This window comes from Amycolatopsis viridis, assembly GCF_011758765.1.
Taxonomy (GTDB): domain Bacteria; phylum Actinomycetota; class Actinomycetes; order Mycobacteriales; family Pseudonocardiaceae; genus Amycolatopsis_E; species Amycolatopsis_E viridis.
The window spans coordinates 1,680,533-1,705,820 of sequence record NZ_JAANOU010000001.1 but is presented as its reverse complement, the minus strand read 5'-3'; the positions used below and the strand labels follow the sequence as shown (position 1 = coordinate 1,705,820).

23 protein-coding genes are annotated in these 25,288 nt (G+C 73.6%); 8 read left to right on the top strand and 15 right to left on the bottom strand.

The genetic code is table 11. The features are described from left to right. Position 1: 1 nt before the first annotated feature. Positions 2 to 3,013: an ATP-binding protein gene (locus tag FHX46_RS08435; RefSeq protein ID WP_167112176.1), complete on the bottom strand. Its 3,012-nt coding sequence runs from the start codon at positions 3,011 to 3,013 to the stop codon at positions 2 to 4. 38 nt (positions 3,014 to 3,051) lie between these two features. Next, complete coding sequence (locus FHX46_RS08430; RefSeq protein ID WP_167112174.1) at positions 3,052 to 4,434, bottom strand: aminotransferase-like domain-containing protein; 1,383 nt, start codon at positions 4,432 to 4,434, stop codon at positions 3,052 to 3,054. Between the two features lie 37 nt (positions 4,435 to 4,471). Here FHX46_RS08430 and FHX46_RS08425 point away from each other — a divergent pair, with 37 nt between their 5' ends. Then, the gene (locus FHX46_RS08425; RefSeq protein ID WP_313886064.1) at positions 4,472 to 5,353 is read left to right on the top strand and encodes a DMT family transporter; all 882 of its coding nucleotides are present in this window, start codon (positions 4,472 to 4,474) and stop codon (positions 5,351 to 5,353) included. Here the strand turns inward: FHX46_RS08425 and ligD are convergent. From ligD to FHX46_RS08405, 4 genes are read right to left on the bottom strand one after another with little or no spacing between them, the layout of a single operon-like run. After that, the gene (gene ligD / locus FHX46_RS08420) at positions 5,340 to 6,296 is read right to left on the bottom strand and encodes a non-homologous end-joining DNA ligase (protein ID WP_208400062.1); all 957 of its coding nucleotides are present in this window, start codon (positions 6,294 to 6,296) and stop codon (positions 5,340 to 5,342) included. The genes FHX46_RS08425 and ligD overlap by 14 nt on opposite strands. 41 nt (positions 6,297 to 6,337) lie before the next feature. After that, positions 6,338 to 9,229 (bottom strand): helix-turn-helix transcriptional regulator, encoded by a 2,892-nt coding sequence (locus tag FHX46_RS08415; protein ID WP_167112170.1) that lies wholly within the window; start codon positions 9,227 to 9,229, stop codon positions 6,338 to 6,340. Between the two features lie 24 nt (positions 9,230 to 9,253). Further along, positions 9,254 to 10,249: an NAD(+)/NADH kinase gene (locus tag FHX46_RS08410; RefSeq protein WP_167112169.1), complete on the bottom strand. Its 996-nt coding sequence runs from the start codon at positions 10,247 to 10,249 to the stop codon at positions 9,254 to 9,256. Positions 10,250 to 10,307: 58 nt separating this feature from the next. Beyond that, positions 10,308 to 10,685 (bottom strand): hypothetical protein, encoded by a 378-nt coding sequence (locus FHX46_RS08405; protein WP_313886063.1) that lies wholly within the window; start codon positions 10,683 to 10,685, stop codon positions 10,308 to 10,310. Positions 10,686 to 10,851: 166 nt separating this feature from the next. Between FHX46_RS08405 and FHX46_RS08400 the strand changes: the two genes are divergently transcribed. Continuing rightward, the gene (locus FHX46_RS08400) at positions 10,852 to 12,387 is read left to right on the top strand and encodes an alkaline phosphatase D family protein (RefSeq protein WP_167112167.1); all 1,536 of its coding nucleotides are present in this window, start codon (positions 10,852 to 10,854) and stop codon (positions 12,385 to 12,387) included. A 43-nt stretch (positions 12,388 to 12,430) separates the two neighbouring features. Here the strand turns inward: FHX46_RS08400 and FHX46_RS08395 are convergent, their stop codons facing one another. The 3 genes from FHX46_RS08395 to def all read right to left on the bottom strand — a co-directional run bounded on the left by FHX46_RS08395 (position 12,431) and on the right by def (position 14,902). Further along, positions 12,431 to 13,630, bottom strand: a complete 1,200-nt coding sequence (locus tag FHX46_RS08395) for an RNA polymerase sigma factor (protein WP_167112165.1) — start codon at positions 13,628 to 13,630, stop codon at positions 12,431 to 12,433. Then, positions 13,627 to 13,980 carry a YciI family protein gene (locus FHX46_RS08390; RefSeq protein ID WP_167112163.1) on the bottom strand — a complete coding sequence of 118 codons (354 nt, stop codon included), beginning with the start codon at positions 13,978 to 13,980 and terminating at the stop codon, positions 13,627 to 13,629. Before FHX46_RS08390 ends, FHX46_RS08395 begins: the two co-directional genes overlap by 4 nt. A gap of 292 nt (positions 13,981 to 14,272) precedes the next feature. Beyond that, entirely contained in the window at positions 14,273 to 14,902 is a 630-nt protein-coding gene (def, locus tag FHX46_RS08385) for a peptide deformylase (RefSeq protein WP_167112161.1), read from the bottom strand. Between the two features lie 115 nt (positions 14,903 to 15,017). On the opposite strand from def, the gene FHX46_RS08380 reads away from it, so the two are divergent. Next, positions 15,018 to 15,434: a CBS domain-containing protein gene (locus FHX46_RS08380; RefSeq protein ID WP_167112159.1), complete on the top strand. Its 417-nt coding sequence runs from the start codon at positions 15,018 to 15,020 to the stop codon at positions 15,432 to 15,434. A 117-nt stretch (positions 15,435 to 15,551) separates the two neighbouring features. Further along, the gene (locus FHX46_RS08375; RefSeq protein WP_167112157.1) at positions 15,552 to 15,875 is read left to right on the top strand and encodes a hypothetical protein; all 324 of its coding nucleotides are present in this window, start codon (positions 15,552 to 15,554) and stop codon (positions 15,873 to 15,875) included. Between the two features lie 72 nt (positions 15,876 to 15,947). Here FHX46_RS08375 and FHX46_RS08370 read toward each other — a convergent pair whose 3' ends face one another. After that, the gene (locus FHX46_RS08370) at positions 15,948 to 16,202 is read right to left on the bottom strand and encodes a dodecin (protein WP_449224103.1); all 255 of its coding nucleotides are present in this window, start codon (positions 16,200 to 16,202) and stop codon (positions 15,948 to 15,950) included. Between the two features lie 132 nt (positions 16,203 to 16,334). Between FHX46_RS08370 and FHX46_RS08365 the strand changes: the two genes are divergently transcribed. Further along, on the top strand, positions 16,335 to 16,970 hold the full coding sequence (locus tag FHX46_RS08365) for a nitroreductase family protein (protein ID WP_167112155.1): 636 nt from the start codon (positions 16,335 to 16,337) through the stop codon (positions 16,968 to 16,970). Between the two features lie 4 nt (positions 16,971 to 16,974). Continuing rightward, the gene (locus FHX46_RS08360; protein WP_167112154.1) at positions 16,975 to 17,457 is read left to right on the top strand and encodes an NUDIX domain-containing protein; all 483 of its coding nucleotides are present in this window, start codon (positions 16,975 to 16,977) and stop codon (positions 17,455 to 17,457) included. Positions 17,458 to 17,504: 47 nt separating this feature from the next. Here the strand turns inward: FHX46_RS08360 and FHX46_RS08355 are convergent, their stop codons facing one another. Both FHX46_RS08355 and FHX46_RS08350 read right to left on the bottom strand, forming a co-directional pair. Next, positions 17,505 to 17,993, bottom strand: a complete 489-nt coding sequence (locus FHX46_RS08355) for an SRPBCC family protein (protein WP_167112152.1) — start codon at positions 17,991 to 17,993, stop codon at positions 17,505 to 17,507. Further along, the gene (locus FHX46_RS08350) at positions 17,974 to 18,330 is read right to left on the bottom strand and encodes an ArsR/SmtB family transcription factor (protein WP_167105835.1); all 357 of its coding nucleotides are present in this window, start codon (positions 18,328 to 18,330) and stop codon (positions 17,974 to 17,976) included. The genes FHX46_RS08355 and FHX46_RS08350 overlap by 20 nt, the downstream gene beginning before the upstream one ends. Before the next feature lie 51 nt (positions 18,331 to 18,381). Between FHX46_RS08350 and FHX46_RS08345 the strand changes: the two genes are divergently transcribed. Together FHX46_RS08345 and FHX46_RS08340 are read left to right on the top strand one after the other, a co-directional pair. Next, positions 18,382 to 18,774 carry an MmcQ/YjbR family DNA-binding protein gene (locus FHX46_RS08345; protein ID WP_167112150.1) on the top strand — a complete coding sequence of 131 codons (393 nt, stop codon included), beginning with the start codon at positions 18,382 to 18,384 and terminating at the stop codon, positions 18,772 to 18,774. Between the two features lie 9 nt (positions 18,775 to 18,783). Beyond that, positions 18,784 to 21,909, top strand: a complete 3,126-nt coding sequence (locus FHX46_RS08340; RefSeq protein WP_167112148.1) for an ATP-binding protein — start codon at positions 18,784 to 18,786, stop codon at positions 21,907 to 21,909. Here the strand turns inward: FHX46_RS08340 and FHX46_RS08335 are convergent. The 3 genes from FHX46_RS08335 to FHX46_RS08325 form a co-directional block, all read right to left on the bottom strand. After that, positions 21,887 to 22,666 (bottom strand): ABC transporter permease, encoded by a 780-nt coding sequence (locus tag FHX46_RS08335; protein WP_167105826.1) that lies wholly within the window; start codon positions 22,664 to 22,666, stop codon positions 21,887 to 21,889. The genes FHX46_RS08340 and FHX46_RS08335 overlap by 23 nt on opposite strands. Further along, positions 22,666 to 23,619, bottom strand: coding sequence for an ATP-binding cassette domain-containing protein (locus FHX46_RS08330; protein ID WP_167112146.1), 954 nt, complete (start codon positions 23,617 to 23,619; stop codon positions 22,666 to 22,668). Before FHX46_RS08330 ends, FHX46_RS08335 begins: the two co-directional genes overlap by 1 nt. A gap of 184 nt (positions 23,620 to 23,803) precedes the next feature. After that, a complete protein-coding gene (locus FHX46_RS08325) occupies positions 23,804 to 25,231 on the bottom strand; it encodes an MFS transporter (RefSeq protein WP_167112144.1) in 1,428 nt (475 codons plus the stop codon). Between the last annotated feature and the right edge of the window lie 57 nt (positions 25,232 to 25,288).

Here is a 25,288-nt window from a genome sequence, read left to right as displayed (position 1 = left end):
GTCACGGCGTGCCGGCCCGAACGCCCAGGTCGTGCGCACACCGCCGGAGCAGCGCGACGCTGCCCTGGGCGCGGGCGAGCCGGATCGCCGACCGCAGCCGGGGCACCGCGCCACCGGGATCGTCGAGCGCGGCGCGTTTGCGCATCACCTCGGGCAGCCACCACACGTCGTCGCGGGCCTGCCCGGCGACGATCGCCGCGTCCAGGGTCGCCCGGGCGGCCTCGGGCGCGGAGGTGTCGGCGAGCAGCGCCAGCCAGTACGGCATCCGCGCGAACGAGCCCGCGGCGCGGAGGTTCTCGACGCCCTGGCGCGCCGTCGCGTGGTCACCGGTCCGCCAGCCGCCCAGCACCAGGCCCCATTCGCGGTAGTAGGCGAATCCGTAGCGGTCGCACAGCTCGGCCAGCTCCCGCACGGTGTCGCCGAGCCGGCCGGTGTCGCCGCACATCTGGTGCGTGATCCCGGCGTAGGCCAGTGCGACGGCCAGGCTGTACGGGTGCCCGGCCGCGCGGGCGCGGACAAGGGCTTCGCGGCAGCTCGCCACGGCCTCCGCGGTGTGTCCGAGCAGCCAGTGCGGGTGCGCGGCCCACGCGAGCGCGTGCACGTCCGGTCGCGTGCCGACGGTGAGCGACGGCGCGCCCCGGCTCAGCCGGACCGCCAGGTCGAAGTGCCGCACCGCCTCCGAGTGCCGTCCGAGGCTGGTGGCGGATCCGGCGAACGCGAAATGGGCCGAGCAGCGCAGCTCGGAGTCCTCTCCGGCGAGGTCGAGCACCTCGGCCGCCACGCGGCCGGCGTCGATCGTGCGGCCCTGCACGAACCGCGAACCCCACAGGCCGACCAGGGCGGTGAGCATCGTGTCGTGCCGACGCAGCCGTTCGGCGAGTTCGATGGTCCGTTCCAGCGCCTGCTGCAGCTGCGGTGAGGCGTAGCCGTGCCGGGCGTTCAGCGGTGCCGCCATCGTCTCCAGGATCGCGAGTTCCTGACGGGCGGATGAATCACTGGACTCACCGGCACCATCGGGTTGCGCCCGGACCAGCTCCAGCGCCTCCTCGTGCAGCCGGATCGCCTCGGCGTGGGCGAACGTGCTGGACGCGAACTCCGCGGCCCGCCGGTAGAAGGCGATCGCGCGGTCCGGCCGCCCGCCCCGGGCGTACTGCTCGGCGAGCAGGCCGGAGACCGGGCCGGTGTCCCCGGCGTGCAGGAGTTCCAGCGCCTGGGCGATCCGGCTGTGCAGCAGCCAGCGGTGCGGCGGGCTGACCAGTGCGTAGGCGGTGTCCCGGAGCAGGTCGTGGCTGAAGTCGTAGCCGTCGCCGGTCGCGCGGACGAGGCGGCGCCGCCACAGTTCGTCGACGGCCCGCACGACGGTGTCCGGTGGCAGGTCGCTGGCCTCGGTGAGCAGGGCGAGCGTGAAATCGCGGCCGACCGCGGCGGCGAGCCCGGCGACGGCGCGCGCCGCCGGGGACGTCTGCTCCAGGCGGTTGCGCAGCACGTCGGTCAGGCCGCTGCCGGGCAATGCCCCGCCGCGGACGGCTTCCACCACGTAGAGCGGGAACCCGCCGGTGGTGGCGTGCAGGAGCCGGCGATCGGCCGGCGCCGGCGGCCGTCCGGAGATCAGGCCGGCCAGACGGGCCGAATCCGCCTCGTCCAGCGGGCTCAGGGTCAGCTCGGCCAGCAGTCCGGCGGCGCGCATGCGGGTGGTCCAGTCGCCGATGTCCGGCCGCTCGCCGAGGTCGTCGGTGCGCAGGGTCGCGGCGATGAGGACCGGCGCGCGCGGGGCGAGGCCGAGGCAGAACGTGAGGAACGCCAGGGTCTCCTGGTCGCACCACTGCAGGTTGTCCAGCACCAGCAGCATCGGCCGTCCAGTCCCGGTCAGCGCCCGGGCGAGTCCCTCGAAGAAGCGGTGCCGCTGCCACGCGTCGACCATCGCGCGCGGCCCGGTTCCCGGCTCGCTGCGCGCCCTGCCGGACGGTACGAGACGGTCCACCTCGGTGCGCCACACCGGGTCCAGGGTCGCCGTGGCGGCCTGGACGACGGGGGTGCGCAACCACTCGGCGACCGGTGCCAGCGGCAGCCGCCCGGGGGTACCGAAGCACTGCGCGATCGCGACGATCGCACCCTGCGTTCGCGCGGTGTCGGCGACCTCGGCGACCAGACGGCTCTTGCCGACCCCGGCGCCACCCCGCACGAGCACCAGTCCGGGCCGTCCGCCGGCGGCGGCCTGCCAGCGGCGGACGAGGGCGGCCAGCTCGCGGGTGCGCCCGACGAGTCCGGTGGTGGCCGGCCGCGCCCCCTCGGGTCGCCCGGCGAGCAGCCGTTGCAGCGCCCGCCGGGTGGCCTCGTCCGGCGCCACCCCCAGTTCACGCTCCACTGTGGACGCGCACTGGTGGTAGGTGCTGACCGCGCCCGCGCGGTCGCCCATCGCGGCCTGCAGCTCCATCAGCGTCCGGTAGCCCTGCTCTTCCAGGGGGCGCAACCGGATCCGGGTGCGCGCGACGTCCGCTGCGCCGGTCAGGTCCCCGCTCGCGCGGCGCGCCTGGCACAGCCGGTCGCACAGCCGCACGCACCGGGATTCCAGTTCGGCACGCGGCTGGATCACCCACTCCTCGTTGGTGGCGGGCAGGAATTCACCCCGGTAGGCCGAAACGGCCACCGGCGCCCGGGCCAGCACCGCCGCCGCGTCACCGTCCAGCGCGGCCCGGCACGCCGTGTCGAACTCCCTCACATCGACGCGAACACCAGCGCAGTCCCGCCAGCACAGGTCCTTCGCGGTCACCACCAGGCACTCGTCGCCCACCGCGTGGCGCAGGTGGTGCAGCTCGCGGCGCAGGTTCGTCAGCGCCTGCGCCTCGGTGGAGTCGGGCCAGAACAGCTCGGCGATGCGCTGCCGGGGCTGCGGCACCCCGGCGTGCACGACCAGGAACGCCACCAGCGCGAGGGTTCTCGGCGAGCGGGTCACCACCGATCCGGTCGCCTCGTCGAGGATCGCCTGCTCACCCAGCAGGCGGACCCGCAGCATCCAGCCAGACTAGACCGCGGCGCGGGCCGGATCGACCGTCACTGCCGGGCCAGGACCTCGCCGATGATCCGGGCACCGTCGGCAAACGCAGCCGGGTTCGGGCCGGAGTAGTTGAGCCGCAGGTAGGCGCCGGGCGGTTCGGCGGGGAACCACTCGCCACCCGGGCTGAGCGCGACCCCGGCCGCCTCGCACTCCCGGCTCAGGCGCACCGGGTCGACGGTGTCCGGCAGCCGCACCCAGAGGTTCAGCCCGCCCCGCGGCACCGACTCCAGGCGCGCGTACGGCAGGTGCTCCCGCACGGCGCGGACGAGCAGGTCGCGCCGGGCCGCCAGCTGGTCACGCAGGCCCCGCAGATGCCCGCGCCACGCGGGCTGCGTGACCACGTCCAGCGCGACCGCCTGCAGGATGCCGCTGACGAACAGCGCCTCGGCCCGGACACCGGCCAGGACGCGCTCGCGCGCCGGGCCGCGCGCGACGAGCCCGGCAACCCGGACCGCCGGGGACACGCTCTTGGTCAGCGACCGCAGGTACACCACGTGCCCGTCGTCGTCGCGCGCAGCGAGCGGCACCGGGTCGGCGTCGATGCCGAAGTCGTGTGCCCAGTCGTCCTCGATGAGGAACGCGCCGTGCTCGCGGACGACGTCGAGGACCCGGCCGGCCAGCTCCGGCGACCAGCGGGCGCCGGTCGGGTTGGCGAAGTTCGGCTGCGCGTAGAACGCGCGGGCGCCGGTCTGCCGGAACGCCCGCGCCAGCTCGTCCGGGTCGGGACCGTCCGCGCCGCTGGGCACCGGCACCACCTGTACCCCCGTCTGCGCCGCGGCGAGGATCGCGCCCCAGTAGGTCGGCGACTCCAGGACGAGCGGGCGGCCGGCACCGACCAGCCCGCGGAACGCCGCGCTCAACCCGCTCTGGCTGCCGGGGAAGACGACCACGTCACCCGGCGCCGCCACCCCGAGCTCGGCCGCGAACCACGCCTGCAGCCCGGGCAGCCCCGCGACGGGCGGGCGGTGCACGGCCGCGTCGCCACGCGCCGCGCGGGCGAACGCGGCCCGGACCAGCCGCTCGGGAAGCAGTTCGGGGTCCGGATAACCCGAGTGCAGCGCGATCACGTCGTTGGGCATAGTGCGCAGTGCCGCCGACCCGCGCGGCAAGCGGTGGCGCGGGGAGCCCAGCGCGGCGGTCTGCCACCCGTAGTCGCTGGGCCGGGCCAGTCGTGCCGCGCGCACGAACGTCCCCACCCCGGGCCGGCTCTCCACCAGCCCGTGCGCCGCGAGGGTCCGCAACGCCTTCTGCACGGTCACCGGACTAGCCGCGTACTGGGCGACCAGTGCCCGCGTGGACGGCAGCCGGGCACCGGGCTGGGCGGTCGCGATCCACGCGCGGAGGTCGGCGACGATGCGCGCGCTGCTATCGTCGGACATGAAGCAGGATAGTAGCGCTACTCTCCCCGGGCGCCCGGTGCTATCTCCCGCGCGGGGCGGTCCCGGCTGGGGACTGCTCGGCGTGGCCGCGTTCTCGTTCACCGTGCCGTTCACCCGCGTCGCCGTCGGGACGATGTCACCGTTGTTCATCGGCTGCGGCCGCGCCGTGATCGCCGCACTGCTCGCGGCCGGTGCACTCGCGGCCACCCGGCAACGGCTGCCCCGCGGCGTCCAGTGGCTGCGGCTCGCCGTGGTCGCCGCGGGCGTGGTGGTCGGCTTCCCGGTGCTCACCTCGTTCGCGCTGACCAGCGCGTCGGCCAGTCACAGCGCGGTGGTGATCGCACTGCTGCCTGCCGCTACCGCGGTGATCGCGGTGCTGCGCGGCCGGGAACGGCCGCCGGTGCGGTTCTGGGTGACGGCGGCGGCCGGCGCGGGCGCCGCGGTCGGCTTCGCGGTGCTGCAGGGCGGGGGGTTCGGCGGGCTGCACTGGTCCGATCTGCTGCTGCTCGGGGCCGTGCTCGCGGCCGGGGTGGGTTACGCCGAGGGCGGGCTGCTCGCCCGCGAACTCGGCGCGTGGCAGACGATCTCGTGGGCGCTCGTGCTGTCCGCACCGGTGATGGCCGCGCTCGCGGCGACGTCGGCGGCACAGCACCCGCCAGCGGGCGGCGTGGCCGAGTGGGCGGCCTTCGCCTACCTCGGCGTGGTGAGCATGTTCCTCGGGTTCTTCGCCTGGTACCGCGGGCTCGCGATCGGGCCGATGGCACACGTCAGCCAGATCCAGCTGGTCCAGCCGGTGCTGAGCATCTGCTGGGCGGTCCTCCTGCTGCGCGAGGCGATCACCTGGCCGACCGTGCTCGGCGGGCTCGCGGTGATCGCCTGCGCCGGTCTGGCGGTGCGGACCCGGCTCACGCGCGCGTGACCTCCTCCGGGTGCCGGTCCGGCCGCAGCCCGCGCCAGGACGGCGCCCGCAGCCGCCCGTCGGAGGTCCACTGCCGGAACTCCACCTCGCCCACCAGCTCCGGCTCCACCCAGTGCGCGTGGCGGGCGTACTCGCGGGGCACCGGGGTGGCGAACGGGCTGGTGCGACGGGCGAGCGGGCGCAGCCGGTCCTGCAGGTCGGCCAGCATCCGGTCGGTGAAGCCGGTGCCGACGTGACCGGCGAAGCGCAACCCGGTCTCGTCGTGCAGCCCGAGCAGCAACGCGCCGAACGTGCCCGATCGTCGTCCCCCGCCCGCGGTCCAGCCCGCGATCACCACCTCCTGGGTGCGGGTCAGTGGCGTCTTCACCCAGTCCGGCGACCGCAGCCCCGGCTGGTAACGCGAGTCGAGCCGTTTGGAAACGAGGCCCTCCAGGCCCACCTCGCGGGCGGCCCGCAGCAGCTCCGCACCCTCCACTTCGGACGCCCGGAAGTGCCGCCGCACCCGCACCTCCGGGCGGTCGATCCCCAGGGCCAGCAACCGTTCCCGGCGCTCTTCGTAGGGCAGGCCGGTGCAGTCGGCGGTTCCCTCGTGCAGCAGGTCGAACGCGAAGAACACCACCGGCACCGACGCCAGCCGCGCGGGCGTGGGCGCGGACAGGTTCATCCGCTGCTGCAGGCGCCCGAAGTCCGGCCTGCCGTCCTCGTCGAGCGCGACGACCTCGCCGTCGATCAACAGGGTCCGGCGGTCCCGGCCCAGCACGGCGAGCTCGGGGTAAGTGGCGGTGACCTCCCGCAGCCGCCGCGAGTAGAGCCGGACGTCGCCGCCGGACACCGCGGCCTGGCACCGCACGCCGTCGTACTTCCACTCGAACGCCCAGCCCTCGCTGTCCTGCACGGGTCCGGGAACGGCCAGCATCGGGGCGACGGGCTCGGGCGTCGGCATGTCCCGATGCTGCGCCGGATCACCGCCCGCCGCCAATCGGGTCAGCCGAGCAGCCCCCGCTGGTGCGCCAGGGACACCGCCTCCGTGCGGCTTCCGGCGCCGAGCTTGGCCATCACCCGCGACAGGTGCACGCTCGCGGTCTTCTCGCTGATGTACAGCCGCTCCCCCACCTGCCGGTTGGTCAGGCCGCCGGCCACCAGCTCCAGCACGGACCGCTCGCGCGGGGTCAGCACGTCCCCGGCCGGCGCCGCCGCACCCGGAGTCGTCAGGCGGGCCCGCTTCGCCAGGTCCGCCACCGCGGCCCGCAGCGGCCGCGCGCCCAGCCCGGTCGCGGCGTCGTGCACGAGCCGGACCTGCTCGGCCGCGGCGTCCCGCTCGCCCTGGGCCAGCAGGGCCGCGGCCCATCGCCAGCGGGCGAGCAGCTGCCAGTACGGGATCGGCGCGGCCCGGTCCACTGCGCGCGCCCAGCTGTCCGGGTCGTCGTCGCCGCGCAACCGGTTCAGCTCCGCGGCGAGCCGGGCGGTCGGCGCCTCGGTGTCGGGGTGGCGTTCCTCGAGCCGGATCTGGACGGGCGAGACCAGCTCGCCCGGGTCGGCCGCCCACCGGGCGAACTGAGTGCCCTCCTCGACCAGCGCGCCGGCGTCCTCGCCGCGGCGCCGGGCCTGCTCGGCGAGGTCGGCGAGCGCGGACACCCCCACCGCGACGGCCCAGCGGGTCTCGGCCAGGCTCGACCGGGACAGCGTCCGCATGCGGTCGGTCACGCCGTGGATCTCCGCGACCGCGGTGGCCGGGTCGCCGCGCCACTGCGCAGCCTCGGCCAGCGCGATCCCGAGCAGCACGCCGGTGCGGGAGTCGTCGTGCTGATCGGCCAGCCGCGCGGCGAGGGCCCTCACCTCGGCGAACCGCCCCTGCGCGACCAGGACCGGCGCGGAGTACGCGCCGATGCGGGCACGCGCGAACCGGGGCGCGCCCGGCACCTCGGCGCGGGCGAGCGCGGTGTCCCAGTCGCCCAGCGCGAACAGGTCGAACAGCTCGCCGATGCGCCCCTCGACGCCGAGGTCGCTCCAGCCGAGCCCGGACTCCTCCGCGCGCCGCCACACCCGCTCGGCCATCCGCGCCGCCGCACGCAGGTCCCCGCTCTGCACGAAGTTGGAGCCGACGTTGTGCAGCGCGCGCAGCTCGACGCGGACCGCGCCGATCTCGGCGGCGCGGGCCGCGGCGGCCAGGCCCAGCTCGGTGGAGAGCCCGGTGTTGCCCTGCCAATGCTCGAAGGCGGCGAGCGTGACCAGGCCGTCCGCCTCGACGTCTGGCGCCCCGGCCGCCCGCGCGTCCGCGATGGCCTGCTCGACGTGGCCGCGCAGGACGTCGACGTCCACATCCGGCGCGCCCCACACCCAGGCACGGGCGCGCAGGGCCAGCACCTTCGCGCGGACCAGGCTCGCCGGGCGGTCGCGCACCAGCTCCCACGCCTCGGCCACGGCCTTGGACACCTCGGCACGGTGCATGTGGATCGGGATCAACGCCACGGCCAGCTGGTGCCGGGTCTCCGCGGCCAGCTCGGGGTCGTCGCGCTGGTCCGCTTCGGTCACCGCGGACCCGGCGTAGGTGACGGCGCGGTCGACCTCACCGGCCGCCGATGCCATCGCCGACGCCGACCGCAGCAGCGCCAGCCGGTCGCGCCCGCTGATCCGCTCCGGGTCCGCGACCGCCTCCCACAGCTGCAACGCCTGCTCCAGGTGGTGCAGCGCGTCGCCCGGCGCGTGCATGGCCGCGGCCTGGCCGGCGGCGCGCACGGACGCGGCGAGCGCGGTCGGCAGGTCGTGGCTGCGGAGGCTGTGGTGCGCCAGCGCGGCCGGGGTGCCGTTCTCCTCGGCCAGGCGGGCGTACGCGGCGTGCAGGCGGACCCGTTCCCCCGGCAGCAGATCGTCGTAAACCGCTTCGCGCAGCAGCGCGTGCCGGAACGCGTAGCCGTCCCCAGCGGCGACGAGCACGTTGTGCAGCACCGCTTCCCGCACCGCGCTCTCCAGCGCGTCCTCGCCGAGGCCGCACACGGTGCGCAGGCTCGTGTGCGCCACGAGCTGCGCCGCGCCGGACACGGCGCGGACCACGCGCTGCGCCTCGGAACTGAGCCGTTCCACGCGGGCCAGCAGCAGTTCGGCCAGCCCGCCGGGCAGGGTCACGCCGCGGGAGGCGGCGGCAGTCAGCTCCTCGCAGAAGAACGGGTTGCCCTCCGAGCGTTCGGCGACCGTGTGCACGGTGGCGTCCGGCAACGCGCCGTCGGCGAGGGCGGTGACGAACGCGACGGTGTCGGCCGCGCCGAGCGGGGCCAGCTCGACGCGGGTGACCGCGGGCAGCCGGGACACCCCGGCCAGCAACGGGCGCAGCGGATGGCGGCGGTGCAGGTCGTCGGTGCGGTAGGTGGCCACCACCAGCAACCGCTGGGTGTCCAGCCGGGACAGCAGGAACAGCACGAGGTCGCGCGTCGAGGCGTCCGCCCAGTGCAGGTCCTCCAGGGCGAGCAGCACCGGGCCGGGCGTGGCGAGGTCGGCGAGCAGCGCGTGCACGGCGTCGAACAGGCGCAGCCGCTCCACGCTCTGGTCGGCGGGCTCGGGCGTGGCCAGGCCGGGCACCAGGCCCCCGAGCACCGGCCACCGCTGCGCCGCCTCCTGCTGCGTGCTCAGCGCCTCGGCGAACGGCAGGTACGGCAGCCCCGCCTCGCCGACGTCCAGGCAGCGGCCGGACAGCACCGTCACGCCGTCCCGCCCGGCGCCGTCGACGAACTCGGCCAGCAGGCGGGACTTGCCGACCCCGGCGTCACCGGCCAGCAGCACCGCGCTCGCGTGGCCCTCGCGGGACCGGCGCAGGGCCGCACGCAGGGTGTCCAGCTCCCGGACGCGGCCGACCAGCGGGATCTGCGTTCCGAGACCAGGCACGCCCCATGATCCCACGGGGCGAGCTCAGCGCGGGGGCCGCTCGTCGGCGAGGGCGGCCACCGAGTCGGCGAGCCCGAACCGGTCGCGCACCCGGCACAGGAAGTCCGGTTCGTCCAGGCGGACCAGCCGCGCCCGCCGGCTCGACGCCTGCACGGTGATCCAGTCGCCCGGCTCCAGCACGCCGCGCAGCTGCCCGTCGACGCTCACCGCGGCCTCCCCGGACCGCTCCAGCACCCGGATCCCGACCCGCTGCTGCGGCGCGAGCACCACGCTGCGGTTGAACACCATGTGCGGCGCGACCGGCGTGAACACCAGCGCGTCCAGGCCGGGCGAGACGATCGGGCCGCCCGCGGAGAAGCTGTAGGCGGTGGAGCCGGTCGACGAAGCCACGACGAACGCGTCGGTGGAGTAGACGGCGAACTGGCGGCCGTCGACGTAGACCGCGAGGCTCGCCTGCCGGTCCCGCGCCAGCTTCTCCACCACGATGTCGTTGAGCCCCAGCACGTCGAGCTGGATGCCTTCGCCGTCGGACATCTCGCGCCGCCGCGGCGTCGGCGGGGGCAGGGCTGGGCCGCGCCCGTAGCGCAGCATCGGCTCGATGCCCTTCGGGATGCTCAGCGGCCGGGACGCGCACATGGTGAGCGTCATCCGGGAGTCCTCCTGGAAGGCGCCGTCGTTCACCGCGTCCAGCGCGGCGATCACGTCCTCCGTGGCGACCTCGGTGAGGAACCCGACGCGCCCGACGTTCACGCCGAGCACCAGCGACTCGACCGGCGCCGCGACCCGCACGCCGCGCAGGAACGTGCCGTCCCCGCCGACCGTGACGATCAGATCCGGGTTCCCCGCGCGCTCGGCCTCCTCCTTGGCGTGGCGCCGGTGGCCGTCGAAGTCGTCCCACACGTCGATGTCCGTGCACGGGATGCCGCGGGCGGCCGCCCACGCGCGCACTTCGCCCGCGGTGCGCCGCGCGCTCTCCTTGCCGCCGTGCACCACCAGGCCGATGCGGGAAACGGAAGCCATGACCCTCCTCGTGGAGGCACTCGGTACGGCCTCCTGGTGTCCAAGCTAGCCCGGCCGGTCAGGACGCGAGCGGCTCGGCGCCTTCCGGTACGGCGACGACGGCCGGTTTGGCGAGTTCGGCGCAGCTCACCCGCAGTTCCGCAGGCCGCGGGGTGGCCCAGGTGCCGAGCATGAGGAACGTGACCGACTCCCCCGGCGGGAGGTCGGCGGAGTCCGGCAGGCGGCGCGTGAGGGACCGGTCGTAGTGCTCGCCGAAGTCGATGCGCACGCCGGTGGCCGCGACGGGTCCGGTGTTGGTGAGCCGGTACCACTGCTGCGGCTGCGCCTCGAGCCGGAACACCGGCACCGGCCCGCTGCGGCGCGGCCGGGCCGAGCGCCGCCCCAGCCAGAACGCCCCGCCCACGGCCACGGCCAGGACCACCACCTCGATCAACACGCGCACACCCCGCTGATCGCCCGTTCGGCGCAGATCGCTACCGCGGTGATCCAACTGTGATCCGCCGACGGTGACCTGCCACCCCGCGTCCACCGCGCATTCGGCCGCGCGTCACGGAGCCGATCTACCGTTTGCCCGCCTTCTCCGGATCCCGAAAAGGTGACGCATGTCCGAGCTGTCCCCCACCCGCCGTCAGATCCTGCTCGCCGGAACCGCCACCCTCGGCCTGGCCGCCGTCTCCGGCTGGAGCACCGCCTCGGCCAGTCCCGTCCGCGACCCGTTCACGCTCGGCGTCGCCTCGGGCGACCCGCTGCCCGACGGCGTGGTGCTGTGGACCCGGCTCGCGCCCGAGCCACTCGCCGCAGACGGCCTGGGCGGCATGCCGTCGAAGGTGGTGCCGGTCGAGTGGCAGGTCGCCGCCGACGAGCACTTCCGCCAGGTGGTGCGGGCCGGTGCCGAGGTGGCGCGGCCGGAGTCGGCGCACACCGTGCACGCCGAGGTGTCCGGTCTGCGCCCCGGTGCGGAGTACTTCTACCGGTTCCGCGTCGGCAACCAGATCAGCCCGGTGGGCCGCACGAAGACGGCACCCGCGCCGGGCGCGCGGCTGGAGCGGTTCTCGTTCGCGTTCGCCAGCTGCCAGAACTACCCGGACGGCTTCTACACCGCCCACGCCCACCTCGCGCGGGAAGACCTGGACCTGGTGGCGTTCCTGGGCGACTACATCTACGAGGGCGGCGGCCAGGGCAGCATCGGCCGCGGGCACACCCCGGCGGCGGAGACGTTCACGCTCGCCGACTACCGGGTGCGGCTCGCGCAGTACAAGGGCGACGCGGACCTGCAGGCCGCGCACGCCGCGTTCCCGTGGGCGGTCGTGTTCGACGACCACGAGGTGGAGAACAACTGGGCCGGCGACATCTCCCAGCCCGACACCGAACCGGACCAGGACCCGGCGGTGTTCCGGCAGCGGCGCGCGCAGGCGTTCCAGGCGTACTGGGAGCACATGCCGCTGCGCCGCGCGCAGCGGCCGAGCGGGCCGGACATCCAGATCTTCCGCCGGCTCACCTTCGGTGACCTGGTGGACGTGCACCTGCTGGACACCCGCCAGTACCGCGACGACCAGGTCGCCGGGGACGCCCGCCTCGACCCGTCGCGCACCATCCTGGGTGCGCGGCAGAAGGAGTGGCTGCTGCGCAACCTGGCCGGGCCGACCGCCCGGTGGAACGTGCTCGCGCAGCAGGTGTTCTTCGCGCAGCGCGACTTCACCGCCGGCGCCGCCGACTCGTTCAGCGACGACGCCTGGGACAACTACTACGTGGAGCGGAACCTGGTGCGGGACCGGCTGGCGCTGGCGAGCAACCCGGTGGTCATCACCGGTGACGTGCACGCGAACTACGTGGCCGACGTCAAGGCCGACTTCGAGGACCCGACGTCGGCGACGGTGGCGACCGAACTGGTGGGCACGTCGATCTCCTCCGGTGGCGACGGGACGGACCAGAACGCCGGGGATCGCGTGCAGCTGCAGGAGAACCCGCACATCAAGTTCATCAACCGCCGGCGCGGTTACGTGCGGAACACGATCACGCGTGCCGCGTGGACGGCCGACTACCGGGTCGTGGACTACGTGAGCCGGCCCGGCGCGCCGGTCCGCACCCGGGCGAGTTTCGTCATCGAAGCCGGTCGTGCGGGGGCCCGGCAGGTGTGACGGCGGGGAGCCCCGCCCGCGGCCGGGTCCGGCGGGCGGGGCACTACCCCGCGCACTCACGCAGCCGTCGCGTCAGGAACTCCCGCTCGGCCGCGTTGTCGGTGCGCGCCAGCGCGGCCTCGTACGCCCGCACCGCCTCCGCCGTGCGGCCCAGCCGCCGCAGCAGGTCGGCCCGGATCGCGTGGTACAGGTAGTACTCGGCCGGCTCCAGCGCCGCCACCGCCGCGAGACCCGCCGCCGGGCCGGCGACCTCGGCCACCGCGACCGCCCGGTTCAGCGCGGCGACCGGCGACGGCGCGACGACCATCAGGTGGTCGTACAACGCCACCACCTGCCGCCAGTCGGTGGCGGCCGCCGTGGGCGCGTCGCTGTGCACGGCGTTGATCGCGGCCTGGATCTGGTACGGCCCGGGCCGCCCGCGGCGCAGGCACCGCCGCACCAGTGCCTGCCCCTCGGCGATCAGCGCCCGGTCCCACCGGCTGCGGTCCTGCTCGGCCAGCAGCACCAGCTCCCCGCCCGGCCCGGTCCGCGCGGCACGGCGGGACTCGGTCAGCAACATCAGCGCGAGCAGCCCCAGCACCTCGGGCTCGTCGGGCATCAGCCCGGCCAGCACCCGGGTCAGCCGGACCGCCTCCGCGCACAGCTCGGCGCGGCGGGCCGTGTAGCCCTCGTTGAAGATCAGGTAGAGCACGGCGAGCACGGCCCGCAGGCGGTCCGGCAGGTCCGCCTCGGCCGGCACCCGGTACGGGATCCGGGCGGCGCGGATCTTGCCCTTCGCGCGCACGATCCGTTGCGCCATCGTCTTTTCCGGCACCAGGAACGCGCGGGCGATCTCACCGGTGGTCAGCCCGCCGAGCAGCCGGAGCGTCAGCGCGACCCGCGCGGCCGGGGCCAGCGCCGGGTGGCAGCAGGTGAAGATCAGCCGGAGCCGTTCGTCGGGCACGGCACCCTCCTCCGCCGGTTGGTCCCGGGCGTGCAGCAGGGCCGCCTGGGCCTGCCGGTCGTCGCGGGTGGCTTCGCGCCGCAACCGGTCGATGGCCCGGTTGCGCGCGGTCGTGATGATCCAGCCGGCCGGGCTGGGTGGCACGCCCTCGGCGGGCCACCGCTGCACGGCGGTCGTGAACGCGTCCTGGACCGCGTCCTCGGCGATGTCGAGGTCGCCGAAGACGCGGGCCAGGACGGCCACCGCGCGGCCGTGCTCCTCGCGGAACACGCGCGCGATCTCCGCGGCCGGCACGGTCAACCGCGGGACCCGTCGGTCAACGGCCGGACCTCGACGGGCAGCGTGGTCGCCCGGGCGGCCTTGCGGCCCCACTCCAGGGCCTCGTCCAAATCGGCCGCGCGGATGACGGTGAACCCGCCGACGTGCTCCTTGCCCTCCAGGTACGGGCCGTCGGTGATGAGCACGTCGTCATCCTGCGGCCGCACCACGGTCGCCGTGTCCGGCGGGTGCAGGCCGCCGGTGAACACCCAGGCACCCGCCGCTTGCAGCTCCTCCTGGAACGCCGCGACATCGGCCATGATCGGGTCGAGGATCTCCGGTGCCGGCGGCTCGCCGTCGGGCTGGTAGATGGTGAGCAGGTAGTGCGTCATGGTCCCTCCTCGGGTCGGTCTGCACCCCCTACACGAACGGCACCCCCGCGGATCGACACCCGGGCCGGGGATTCGCCCAACCTAACGGAAAACCCTTTGACGGTCGCGGATCCACCGACGACAGTGGAGACACCGGAACCTCACGCACGCTCGCCCGCTCCCGCGCGCCGGCTCCACACCGCGCGCGCCCGGCGGATCGCTGAGCTGCGTGCGCGGGCCCGTCATCGGACGGGCCGGCCCGGCCGGTGCGGCGAAACCGCGCCGGCCGGGGAGACCACCTCCGGCGCCTCGATCACGACCGGGTGGCGTCCTGCGCGGCGGTGGGATTCGGGACGACCGGGTAGGCGGGTTCGCTCATCTCGCCGAGGGCCGTCTCGCGGGCCTCGGCGGTGAGGTGGTCGAGGTACAGGTGGCCGTCGAGGTGGTCGGTCTCGTGCTGGAAACACCGCGCCAGCAGATCGCGTCCGGTCACCTCGACGGGGTTGCCGGCCAGATCGAAGCCGCGGACCGTGACGCGGGCGGCACGCGGGACGACCGCCCGCGCGCCCGGCACGGACAGGCACCCTTCCGCGTGCGCGCCGGTGCCGTCGCCGGTGACCTCCACGACCGGGTTGACCACGTGCCCGGCGTGCCACACCTCGTCCTCGGCGCGGTCGTAGCTCTCCGGGCAGAGGTAGACGAACACGCGCAGCGGCACGCCGATCTGGTTGGCCGCGAGGCCGACGCCGCGGGCGGTGCGCATGCTCGCGAACAGGTCGGACACCAGACGGGCCAGGTCGTCGCCGAAGTCGGTGACGTCGGCGCAGCGCTCGTGCAGCACCGGGTTGCCGACGACGGTGATGGGCCGCGACTCGCCGCGGGCGTAGTGGGTGGCCAGGTCACCGCCGGCCGGGACGTCGTAGTGGATCTGGAGGTCGGGCATGCGTCGAGTAAACCAACGGGCCGCGGCGCAGCGGCGGGCGGACGCGTTTGCCCCCGGTCGGGCCGGGTATGCGGGGAGGGCCCAGTTCGGCGTGGATCGGAGGCAGGCAGAGAAGATGACCAAGGCTCGCGAAATCATGACGTCCGACCCCGAGTGCGTCCGCACCAGCGACACGGTGCTCGACGCCGCGAAGCGGATGGCGGAGCTGCAGGTCGGCGCAATGCCCATCTGCGGTGAGGACAACCGGTTGAAGGGCATGCTGACCGACCGCGACATCGTGGTCAAGGTGCTGGCGGAGGGCAAGGACCCGCGCGCCCTGAGCGTCGGGGAACTGGCCCAGGGGGAGGCCGTCACCATCGGTGCCGACGACGACGCGGAGGAAATCCTGCGCACGATGTCGAGCCACAAGGTGCGGCGGTTGCCGGTGATCGACGGCCACGACCTGGTCGGGATCGTCGCCCAGGCCGACGTCGCCCGCGCCCTGACGGATCCGCAGGTCGGCGACCTGGTCCAGGCGCTCTCGACCGACTGATACCACCGCTGCTCCGGCCGGGTGAGGAGCCACCGACGACTCGTTCGGGTGGCCTTTCCCCGGCCGGAGCGCTGTTTTTGTTGGGGCCGTTCGTGGCCAGGGGAAGGTGCTCATCGAATGGTCGAGGATGTCTCTGCGAACCCCGCGTTGAACCCCACGAGAAGGTGGGAGGACTCGGTCGGTGTCCGGAACGAGCTCTCGTTCATCGTGCAGGGGAGCACGCCGGCTGACCGGATCGATTTTCTCCGCGAGCTGCTGGATGCCGGCGAGATGGAGTTGAGTGGTTCCCGCCCCCGGGAGCTGGCGGTGTTCTTCAACGAGGTTGCCGCGGCGTTCGGGTTCGTTCCCATGATCGAGTTCGGCGCGGAGTCCTGCCGGTTGACTCCTGACGTGATGGCGCCGCTGCGAACCGTGCTGTCTCCGTCCTACCGACCAGAATGACGAGTCCGCCTCGGTGATCCAGTTCCCACCGTTGGTCCTCATCCTGGCGCGAGAACGCCGATCGCGCGCCGATCAGTCCGCGTCCTCCAGGCGGAACCCGACCTTCATGCCGACCTGGAAGTGGCCGATCGCGCCGTTCTCGATGTGGCCGCGGATCTCGGTCACCTCGAACCAGTCCAGCTCCCGCAACGTCCGCGAAGCACGCTCGATGCCCCCGCGGATCGCCGCGTCGAGGCTTTCGCTGGACGAACCAACGATCTCGGTGACGCGGTAGGTGTGCCCGGCCATGACGGCCTCCTTGCCCTCGGCGAATACCGGCCCCGGCATTGTCACCCGGCGCACCCGCACCCGCATCCCGCTCGCCACGTCCGAGGGGCCCGCCGTAGCCCCGGACCCGCAGCGAGTCCGCGCGCCCACGCGTGCCACACCCGTGATTCCGCCCGTGCCAGGATCGGGGGCATGACACCAGAGGAGCTGTTGACCACCACCCGCAGCGTGCGCAAGCGGCTGGACCTGTCCCGTCCGGTGCCCAACGAGCTGATCGAGCGGGCGATCACCCTCGCGTTGCAGGCGCCGACCGGGTCGAACCGGCAGGACTGGCACTGGATCGTGGTCACCGACGCGGATCTGCGCGCCCAGCTCGCCGATCTCTACGCGAAGTCCTACCGCGCCTACCGGGCGAGCGGCCCCTCGCCGGAGGAGCGCTACCGGGACGACGCCGACCGCGCCGCCACCCAGCACCGGGTGATGAGCAGCGCCGACTACCTGGCCGAGCACATGGCGGAGGTGCCGGTCCTGCTGGTGCCGGCCATCCACGTGCCGGGCGGGGACCTCCCGGCCGGCAACCAGGCCGGTCTGTGGGGCTCGATCCTGCCCGCGGTGTGGAGCTACATGCTGGCCGCCCGCACCCTGGGCCTCGGCACGGCCTGGACCACGCTGCACCTGGCCTACGAGCGGGAGGCCGCCGAGCTCCTCGGCATCCCCGGCCACGTCCGCCAGGCCGCGCTGATCCCGACCGCCTTCTACACCGGCGAGACGTTCAAGCCGGCGAAACGCCAGCCGCTGTCCGAGGTCCTCCACCACGACGGGTGGTGACCCGGTGCCCAGGAAGAGCGCGGCGTTCCTGCTCTACCGGCTCACCGGCGACCGGCGGCTCGAGGTGCTCATCGCCCACATGGGCGGCCCGTTCTGGGCGCGCAAGAACGAGCGCGCCTGGTCCATCCCGAAGGGCGAGTACACCGACGAGGACCCGCTGCTCGCGGCCCGCCGCGAGTTCGCGGAGGAAGTCGGCGAACCGGTGCTGACGGGGGAAACCGTGGACCTGGGCTCGTTCCGCCAGTCGAGCGGCAAGGTCGTCACGACCTTCGCCGCCGAGGGCGACTTCGACCCGGCGCGGTTCGAGAGCAACACGTTCCAGATGGAGTGGCCGAAGGGTTCCGGGCGGGTGCAGGAGTTCCCCGAGGTCGACCGTGTGGAGTGGACGGACCCGGACCGGGCCGCCGAGCTGCTCGTGAAAGGACAGGTGCCCATGCTGGCACGCCTGCGGGAAACGCTGGTGGCGCGCGGAGTTCTGGACGCGTGACAGTGGGGGCCACGCGTACGTGGCCCCCACCCGTCGCTTCCGCCGCGTCAGCCCAGCGAGGCCGCCACCTGCTCCAGCCTGTCCAGCGACTCCTGCATGCCGCCTTCCATCCCGGATTCCAGGTGCCCGTCGCGCAGCTCCTTGCTGGGGTACTCGGCCAGCACCGTCAACGTGGTGCGCCCGTCGCGCTCGACCAGCGTCAGCGTGTTCAGCGAGGACGCGTCCGGCAGGCCCTCGTACACCTCGGTGGACACGATCCGCTCGTGCTCCACGATTTCCCGGTACTCGCCGTGGAAGGCGACCTCGAACCCGCCGTCGGCGATCATCACGTTCCGCCACCGGCCGCCGACCCGCAGATCGACCTCGACCGAGGTCACCTCACCGCGCTCACCGGCCCACCACCGCTTGATCAGCTCCGGCGTCGTCCACGCCTTCCACACCAGGCGTGCCGGCGCGTCGAACTCGCGCGTGATCAGGATCTGGTTGTCCGCCGGGAGCGTCACCACTGCCGTTCCACTACTGGTCACCGTGCTCATCTCCGTCCTCCGATTCCTTCAGTTCCGCCAGAACCACGTCCATCCGGTCGAAGCGCCCGGACCACCAACGCCGGTACCCGCTCACCCAGTCGTCGATGTCCTTCAACGGGCGGGCGTTGAGCCGGTACACCCGCTGGCGCCCCGAGTCACGAACCTCCACCAGGCCCACCTCCCGCAGGACCCGCAGGTGCTTCGACACCAGCGGCTGAGCCAGCGCGAGCACCGCCACCAGCTCGTTCACCGGTTTCTCCCCGCCCGCCAGGAGGTCGAGGATCTGCCGCCGCCGCGGTTCGGCCACCGCGTTGAACGCGTCCGCTGTCGTCGCTGCCCGTGCCATGCACCCAATATATACCCATATGGGAATGTGTCAACCCGTTAGCCTGGGACCATGACGCCTGCCGCGCTGAAGGAGCTGTGCCTGTCGTTCCCCGGGGCCCGCGAGGAGTTCCCGTTCGACGAGGCCAGCAGCGTGTTCAAGGTCGCCGGCAAGATGTTCGCGCTCAGCGCGCTGAAGTCCCGGCCGCTGCGGATCAGCCTCAAGTGCGACCCGGACCTGGCGGTGCAGCTGCGGCACGACCACGAGGCCATCACGCCCGGCTACCACCTGAACAAGCGGCACTGGAACACGGTCGTCCTGGACGGCTCGGTGCCCGACGACCTGGTCCGGGAGATGATCGAGGACTCCTACGACCTCGTGGTCGCCGGCCTGCCGCGGCGGGAACAGGAGAAACTCCACTGGACCGCGCTGAGCCAGGAGAAGGCGGCCCCGCGGACGGACTAACCTACTCCGGTGACCGTCGAGCTGCGCCTCTTGCCGGAGGTCGTCTGCCGCGGCCGCGAAATCACCGCGCCGCGTCTGCGGGACCTTCTCGCGCTGCTCGCTGCCGACCTGCCCGGCGGGTGCGGGACCGGCCGCCTGATCGAGGGGCTGTGGCCGGACGAACAACCGGAAAACCCCGTCAAAGCCCTGCAGATCCTCGTTTCGCGGGCACGCGCCCAGCTGGGCGCCGACCTGATCGCCAGCACACCGGCCGGCTACCGGCTCACACTGACCGCGGGCCAGGTCGACACCACCGCGTTGCACCGGCACGCGTCCGCAGCCCGCACCGGCGACCCGCGCACCGCGCTCGCCGAAGCCGAGGCCGGGCTGCGGTTGTGGGACGGCACGGCGGACGACGCACTGGACCCGCTGTCCACCCTGCGTCGCGAACTCCGTCCCGCGCACCGGTTCCTGGTCCGCGCCCGTGGGCTGGCGCTGTCCCGGCTGGGCCGTCACGCCGAGGCGATCGAACCGCTCACCGACGCGGCCCGCGAGCACCCGCGCGACGAGGAAGTGCTGCTGGAACTCCTGCGCTCGGAGTCCGCCACGGTCGGCCCGTCCGCCGCACTGGCGCGTTACGAGGCCTACCGCCGGAAGCTGCGCGACGACCTCGGCACCGACCCGGACGCCGAGCTGCAGGCGTGGCACCGCGAAACGTTGCGCGCGGGCGCGCCGGCCGTCCGGCACGGTATTCCGCACGAGTCCAATCCCCTGGTCGGCCGCACCGACGACCTCGCGGCGATCCGCAGCCTGCTGCGCCGGTCCCGGGTCACCACGATCACCGGCCCCGGCGGTATCGGCAAGACCCGTATCGCGCACGCCGTCGGGCGGGACGCCGAACAGCCGCTGGTGCATTTCGTCCCGCTGGCCGCCGTCCGCGCCGACGGCGACGTGGTGCGGCACGTCGCGAGCGCGCTCGGGGTCGGGGAGCTGCTGCGGTCGCGGTCCCCGCTCCCACCCGACGAACTGTCCGGCGTCGCCGAGGTCCTCGGTGCCGCTCCGGCGTTGCTGATCCTGGACAACTGCGAGCAGGTCCTCGACGGGGTCGCCGAGCTGGTCGGGGCGCTGGTCTCGAGAACCCATGACGTGCGGGTGCTGACCACCAGCCGGGCTCCGCTGGGGCTGTCGTCGGAATCGGTCTACCCGCTGCCGGAGCTGGGCCTGGCCGCGACGGTCGAGCTGTTCACGCAGCGAGCCCGTGCTGCACGGCCGGATGCCGACCTGCCCGCGGACATCGTGGCCGGCCTGTGCCGCCGCCTGGACGGACTGCCGCTCGCCGTCGAGCTGGCGGCCGCGCGGGTGCGGGTCTTGTCGGTCGCCGAGATCGCCCGCAGGCTCACCGACCGGTTCGCGCTGCTGCGCGGCGGCCCGCGCGACGCGCCGCAGCGGCACCGCACGCTGGCGGCGGTCGTCGACTGGAGCTGGCACCTGCTCGACGAACCCGCCCAGGCCGGACTGCGCGCGCTGTCGGTCTTCCCCGGCGGGTTCACCGAGGACGCCGCCCGGCACCTGCTCGGTGAGCGGGACACGCTCGACGTCCTCGACGAACTGACCGGGCAGTCCCTGCTCAAGGTGAGCGACACTCCCGCCGGCACCCGGTTCCGGATGCTGGAGACGGTCCGCGAGTTCGGTGCCGCCCGCCTGGACGAGGCGGGTGAAACCGACCGGGCCACCGGCGATTTTCTCGCCTGGGCGCAGGATTTCGGTCGGGCGCACCACGAAGCGGTGTTCGCGGACAACCCCTCCGCGGCCACCGAACGGATCCGGGCCGAACGGGACAACCTCGCGGCGGCGCTCCGGCTGGGCCTCGAACGCGCCGACGGCCCGACGGTCGCGGCCGCGGCTGCGGCGCTGGGCGCCCTGTGGATGTTCGACTCCAACTTCGGTCGCCTCGCCGGCCTGGCCGTCGAGGTCCCGGACGTGCTGGCGCACTTCCACCCGGAGCCCGCGTTCGTCGAGGTGACGCGGAGCGCGGCCGCCGCGTGCACCGTGACGGCCTTCATGCTCCGCGGCCCCCGCGCAATGCGCTCGCTGATCGTCCTGCGGCGTCTGCCCGAAGCGCCGCCGACGACCCTGATCCGGGCGCTGTCGATCACGCTGTGCGCGTTCCCCGAGATCATGCTTCCCGACCGCCGCGCCCTGAAAGCCTTGTGCGACAGCGGTTTCCCGCTGCTCGCCTTCGTCGCGCGCGCCGTGGACAGCTACCGGTGGGAAACCGAGGGTGATGCCGGCCAGGCGCTCACCGCGGCCCTGCGCATGCTCGAGGCCGCTGCGGAGGCGGGCGGTGCGTGGCTACGGCTGATGACACACGCCCGCATCGGCGAGTTGTACCTGCAGCGCGGCGACGCGGTGTCGGCCAGCCGGCACCTGCGGGCGGCCATCCGGTTGGTGGAGGATGTGACGCCCTGGCCCGACACGCTCGGGCTCCGCTGGGGTCTGATGCTCGCCGCACTGCAAGCGGGTGAGGTCGACGAGGCAGAACGGTTGCTCGCCGGGTCCGGCTCCGCCGGCGTGGAAGACCGGTTCGACCTGCTCACCTTCGACATGGGCGTGCGCGCCGAGATCGCGCTGGCGCGGAACGAGGTCGACCGCGGCCTCGTGCTCTGGCGGCAGGCCGTCGCCCGTCAGCGCGCCAACGGCTTCCTCGGCCTGCGCGAAGCGCCCGGGCTGGATGCCTGGACGCTGGAGCTGACCGCCGTCACTGTGGTCGCCCACGCGCAGCACGGCCGGCTGGACCTGATCGGGGACCTGATTGGCGAACTGCCGGTGCTGGTCGCGCAGTTGTTCAGCGAGCAGGCGGCGAAGCTGCCCGCGTACCTGATCGGGATGCCGGTGCGCGGGGCGGCGCTCGTGGCGGCCGGCATGGTGGCCTTGGACCGCGGCGACCCGACCGGCGTGCGGATGATCGCGCTGGCCGAACACATGGGGTTCCTGCGCAACTTCCAGCCCACGATGAGCCCCGCCGGGATCCGGGCCGCGGTCGTGAACGCGGACGGGCCGGCGTACTCCGCCGCGGTGTCGGAGTACGCCGGCCTGGCCCCCGAGGACCTGCTCGCCGCGGCGCTGGAGCTCGTCAGCGCGTCGGTTCGCGGTTGAACAGCGCCTTCGACCACAGGTAGCCGAGCAGGGCGATGCCCACCCCCCAGCCGACCGCGGCCCAGCCGTACCACCCGACCGGCGTGCCGGCGAGCAGCCCGCGCAGGGTCTCGATGACCGCGGTGAACGGCTGGTACTCGGCGAACCAGCGGATGCCGGCCGGCATCGACTCCAGCGGCACGAAAGCGCTGGACAGGAACGGCAGCAGCAACGTCATCGGCATCACGATGTTGCTCGCCCCCTCGGGTGTCTTGGAGATCTGGCCGAGCGCGGCGGAGAACCAGCTGAGCCCGAGCGTGAGCAGCAGCAGGACAGCGGCCACGAGCAACCAGTCCCCGACCCCGGCCGAGCTGCGGAAGCCCAGCAGCAGGGACACGCCGAGGACGATCACCAGGCTCGCCACGGCCTGGATCACGTTGCCCAGGACGTGTCCGGTGAGGACGGACGCGCGGGCGATCGCCATGGTGCGGAAGCGGGCGACGATGCCCTCGGTCAGGTCGGTGCAGATCGCCACGGCGACCGGCATCGTGGCCGATCCCACGGTGAGCAACAGCATCCCGGGCACCAGGTAGGCGAGGTAGTCGCCGCCGGCGGGCCTGCCGGTGAGGCCGGCGCCGATCGCGCCGCCGAAGACGTAGTTGAACAGCAGGAGCATCAGGATCGGCATCGCGGCGACGCTCAGCGTCAGCGACGGGTAGCGCAGCGCGTGGCGGAGGTTGCGCCGCAGCATGGTGGCGGAGTCGGTGAGCGCGGGCATCAGCGGGAAACCTTCTCTTCCGTTGGGTGTCCGGTCAGGGCGAAGAAGACGTCGTCGAGGTCGGGCGTGTGCACCGCCAGGGCCTCCGGCTCGATGCCGGCGTGGTCCATGCGGTCGAGCAGGGCGCGCAGTGAGCGGACGCCGCCGTCGCCGGGGATCTGCAGGGTGAGGGCTTCGTCGTCGCGGGAGACCTCGCCGAACGTGCGGGCGGCCAGGTCGAGGGTGCGGGCGTCGGCGAAGCGCAGTTCGACGTGCCCGCCGGGGATGCGGCGCTTGAGCTCGGCCGGGCTGCCCTCGGCGACGAGCACGCCGTGGTCGAGCACCGCGATGCGGTCGGCCAGCTCGTCGGCCTCCTCGAGGTACTGGGTGGTGAGGAAGACGGTGACGCCGCGGGCGACGAGGTCGCGGATGATGTCCCACATGGTGTGGCGGCTGCGCGGGTCGAGTCCGGTGGTCGGCTCGTCGAGGAAGATGATGCGCGGCTCGCCGACCAGGCTCATCGCCAGGTCCAGCCGGCGGCGCATGCCGCCCGAGTAGACCGCAGCGAGTTTCTTGCCCGCCTCGACCAGGTCGAAGCGCTCGATCAGGTCCGCGGCCCGGCGGCGACCCTCGGCCTTGGGCAGGTGGTGCAGGTCGGCCATCAGCCACAGGTTCTCCTCGCCGGTGAGCTTGTTGTCGACGGCGGAGAACTGGCCGGTGACGCCGATGGCGGCGCGCACTTGGTCGGCCTGCGTGGCGAGGTCGTGCCCGGCGATGCGGGCGCTGCCGGAGTCGGCCCGCAGGTAGGTCGACAGGATCTGGACCATGGTGGTCTTGCCCGCGCCGTTGGGCCCGAGCAGGGCGAAGATCGAGCCGGCCGGGATGCGCAGATCGATCCCGTCGAGCACGACCTTGTCCCCGAACGCCTTGCGCAACCCGGCGACCTCGATCGCCGGGTTCGTGGTGGTGGTCAACGCCCCTCCTCGTGGTGAGTGCTCCTCGTGTGGGAGCGACTCTCGAGGGAAGCGGCTTCAGCCGGGCTTCACGCCGGTTTCAGGAGCGCCGGGGACGGTTTCCACGACCCGCATGCGGGTGGGTGCGGACGCGTGTGTGCGGGGCCCGTCCCCCGACGACAGGCCCCGCACATCCCCCGGATCCTCAGACGCGTGCCAGCTCCGGCTCCGCGGCGAGGCGGCGTGGGCGCACCACGCCGGAGATCGCGATCAGCAGCCCGAGGGCGGCGATACCGGTGATCACCGCCAGCGCGGGGGTCAGCCCGGTCAGCAGTGAGCCCTTGCCGCTGCCGGTGAGGACCGCCGTGACGATCGCGAGCCCGATCGCGCCGCCGACCTGCAGCGAGGTGTTCAGCAGGCCGCCGGCCAGCCCCTGCTCGTTATCGCTGATCCCGGTGGTCGCCTGGATGTTCAGGGACGAGAACGCCAGCGTGAAGCCGATGCCGAGCAGGATCATGCTGGGCAGGACCGACCCGGCGTACCCGGAATGCTCGTCGATCCGCAGGAACAGCGCGTACGCGATCACGTGCGCCAGCACGCCGCCGAGGATGGTGACCGGGGTGCCGACCCGGTCGATCAGCGGTTCGATGCGCGGCGAGACGAACGCGACGATCAGCGCGGCGGGCAGGAACCCGAGGGCGGTCTCCAGCGCCGACCAGTGCAGCACGTCCTGCAGGTACAGCATCACCACGAACTGGAACCCGATGTAGGCGCCGAAGAACAACGCGCCCCCGAGGTTCGCCCGCGCCAGCGGTCCGGACCGCAGGATCCCCAGCCGCAGCAGCGGGTGCGCGCTGCGCTTCTCGATCAGCACGAACGCGACCAGCAGTGCCACCGCGACGGCGAAGGTGATCAGCGTCCGCGGTGCGGCCCAGCCGGCCTCCGGCGCTTCGACGACGCCGAACACCAGCAGCAGCGAACCGGCCGCGCCGGTGATCGCGCCGGGCAGGTCGTAGCCGCCGGCCGAACGGTCCCGCTCGTAGGCCGGGACCACCTTGATCGCGGACACCAGCGCGATCAGCGCGATCGGCACCGGCAGCAGGAACGTCCACCGCCAGCCGACCTCGGTCAGCAACCCGGAGAAGACCAGGCCGGCCGAGTACCCGCTGGCGCCGAACACGGCGAAGATGCTGATGGCGCGGTTGCGGGCCGGGCCCTCCTGGAACGTGGTGGTGATGATCGACAGCGCCGCGGGCGCGGTGAAGGCCGCCGCCAGGCCCTTGACGAACCGGCTCGCGATGAGCAGGGCGCCGTCGTCGACCAGACCGCCGAGCAGCGAGGCGACCGCGAACACGGCCACCGCGACGAGGAACACCCGGCGCCGGCCGAGCAGGTCGGCCGTGCGGCCGCCGAGCAGGAGCAGCCCGCCGTAGCCGAGGACGTATCCGCTCACGACCCATTGCATTGCGTTGGTCGACAGGCCGAGGTCGGCCCGGATGGACGGCAGCGCGACGCCGACCATCGAGACGTCGAGGGCGTCCAGGCCCACGACGGTGGACACGGTCAGGAGCACGGCCCACAGCCGGGCGTCCCATCGCGTCGAGGTGGTGGACAGGTGGGCGGGAGAAGTCATGGCCACGAGATTACATGCATACGCATCTAATGCAAGAGGGTTTAATGACTTTGCATC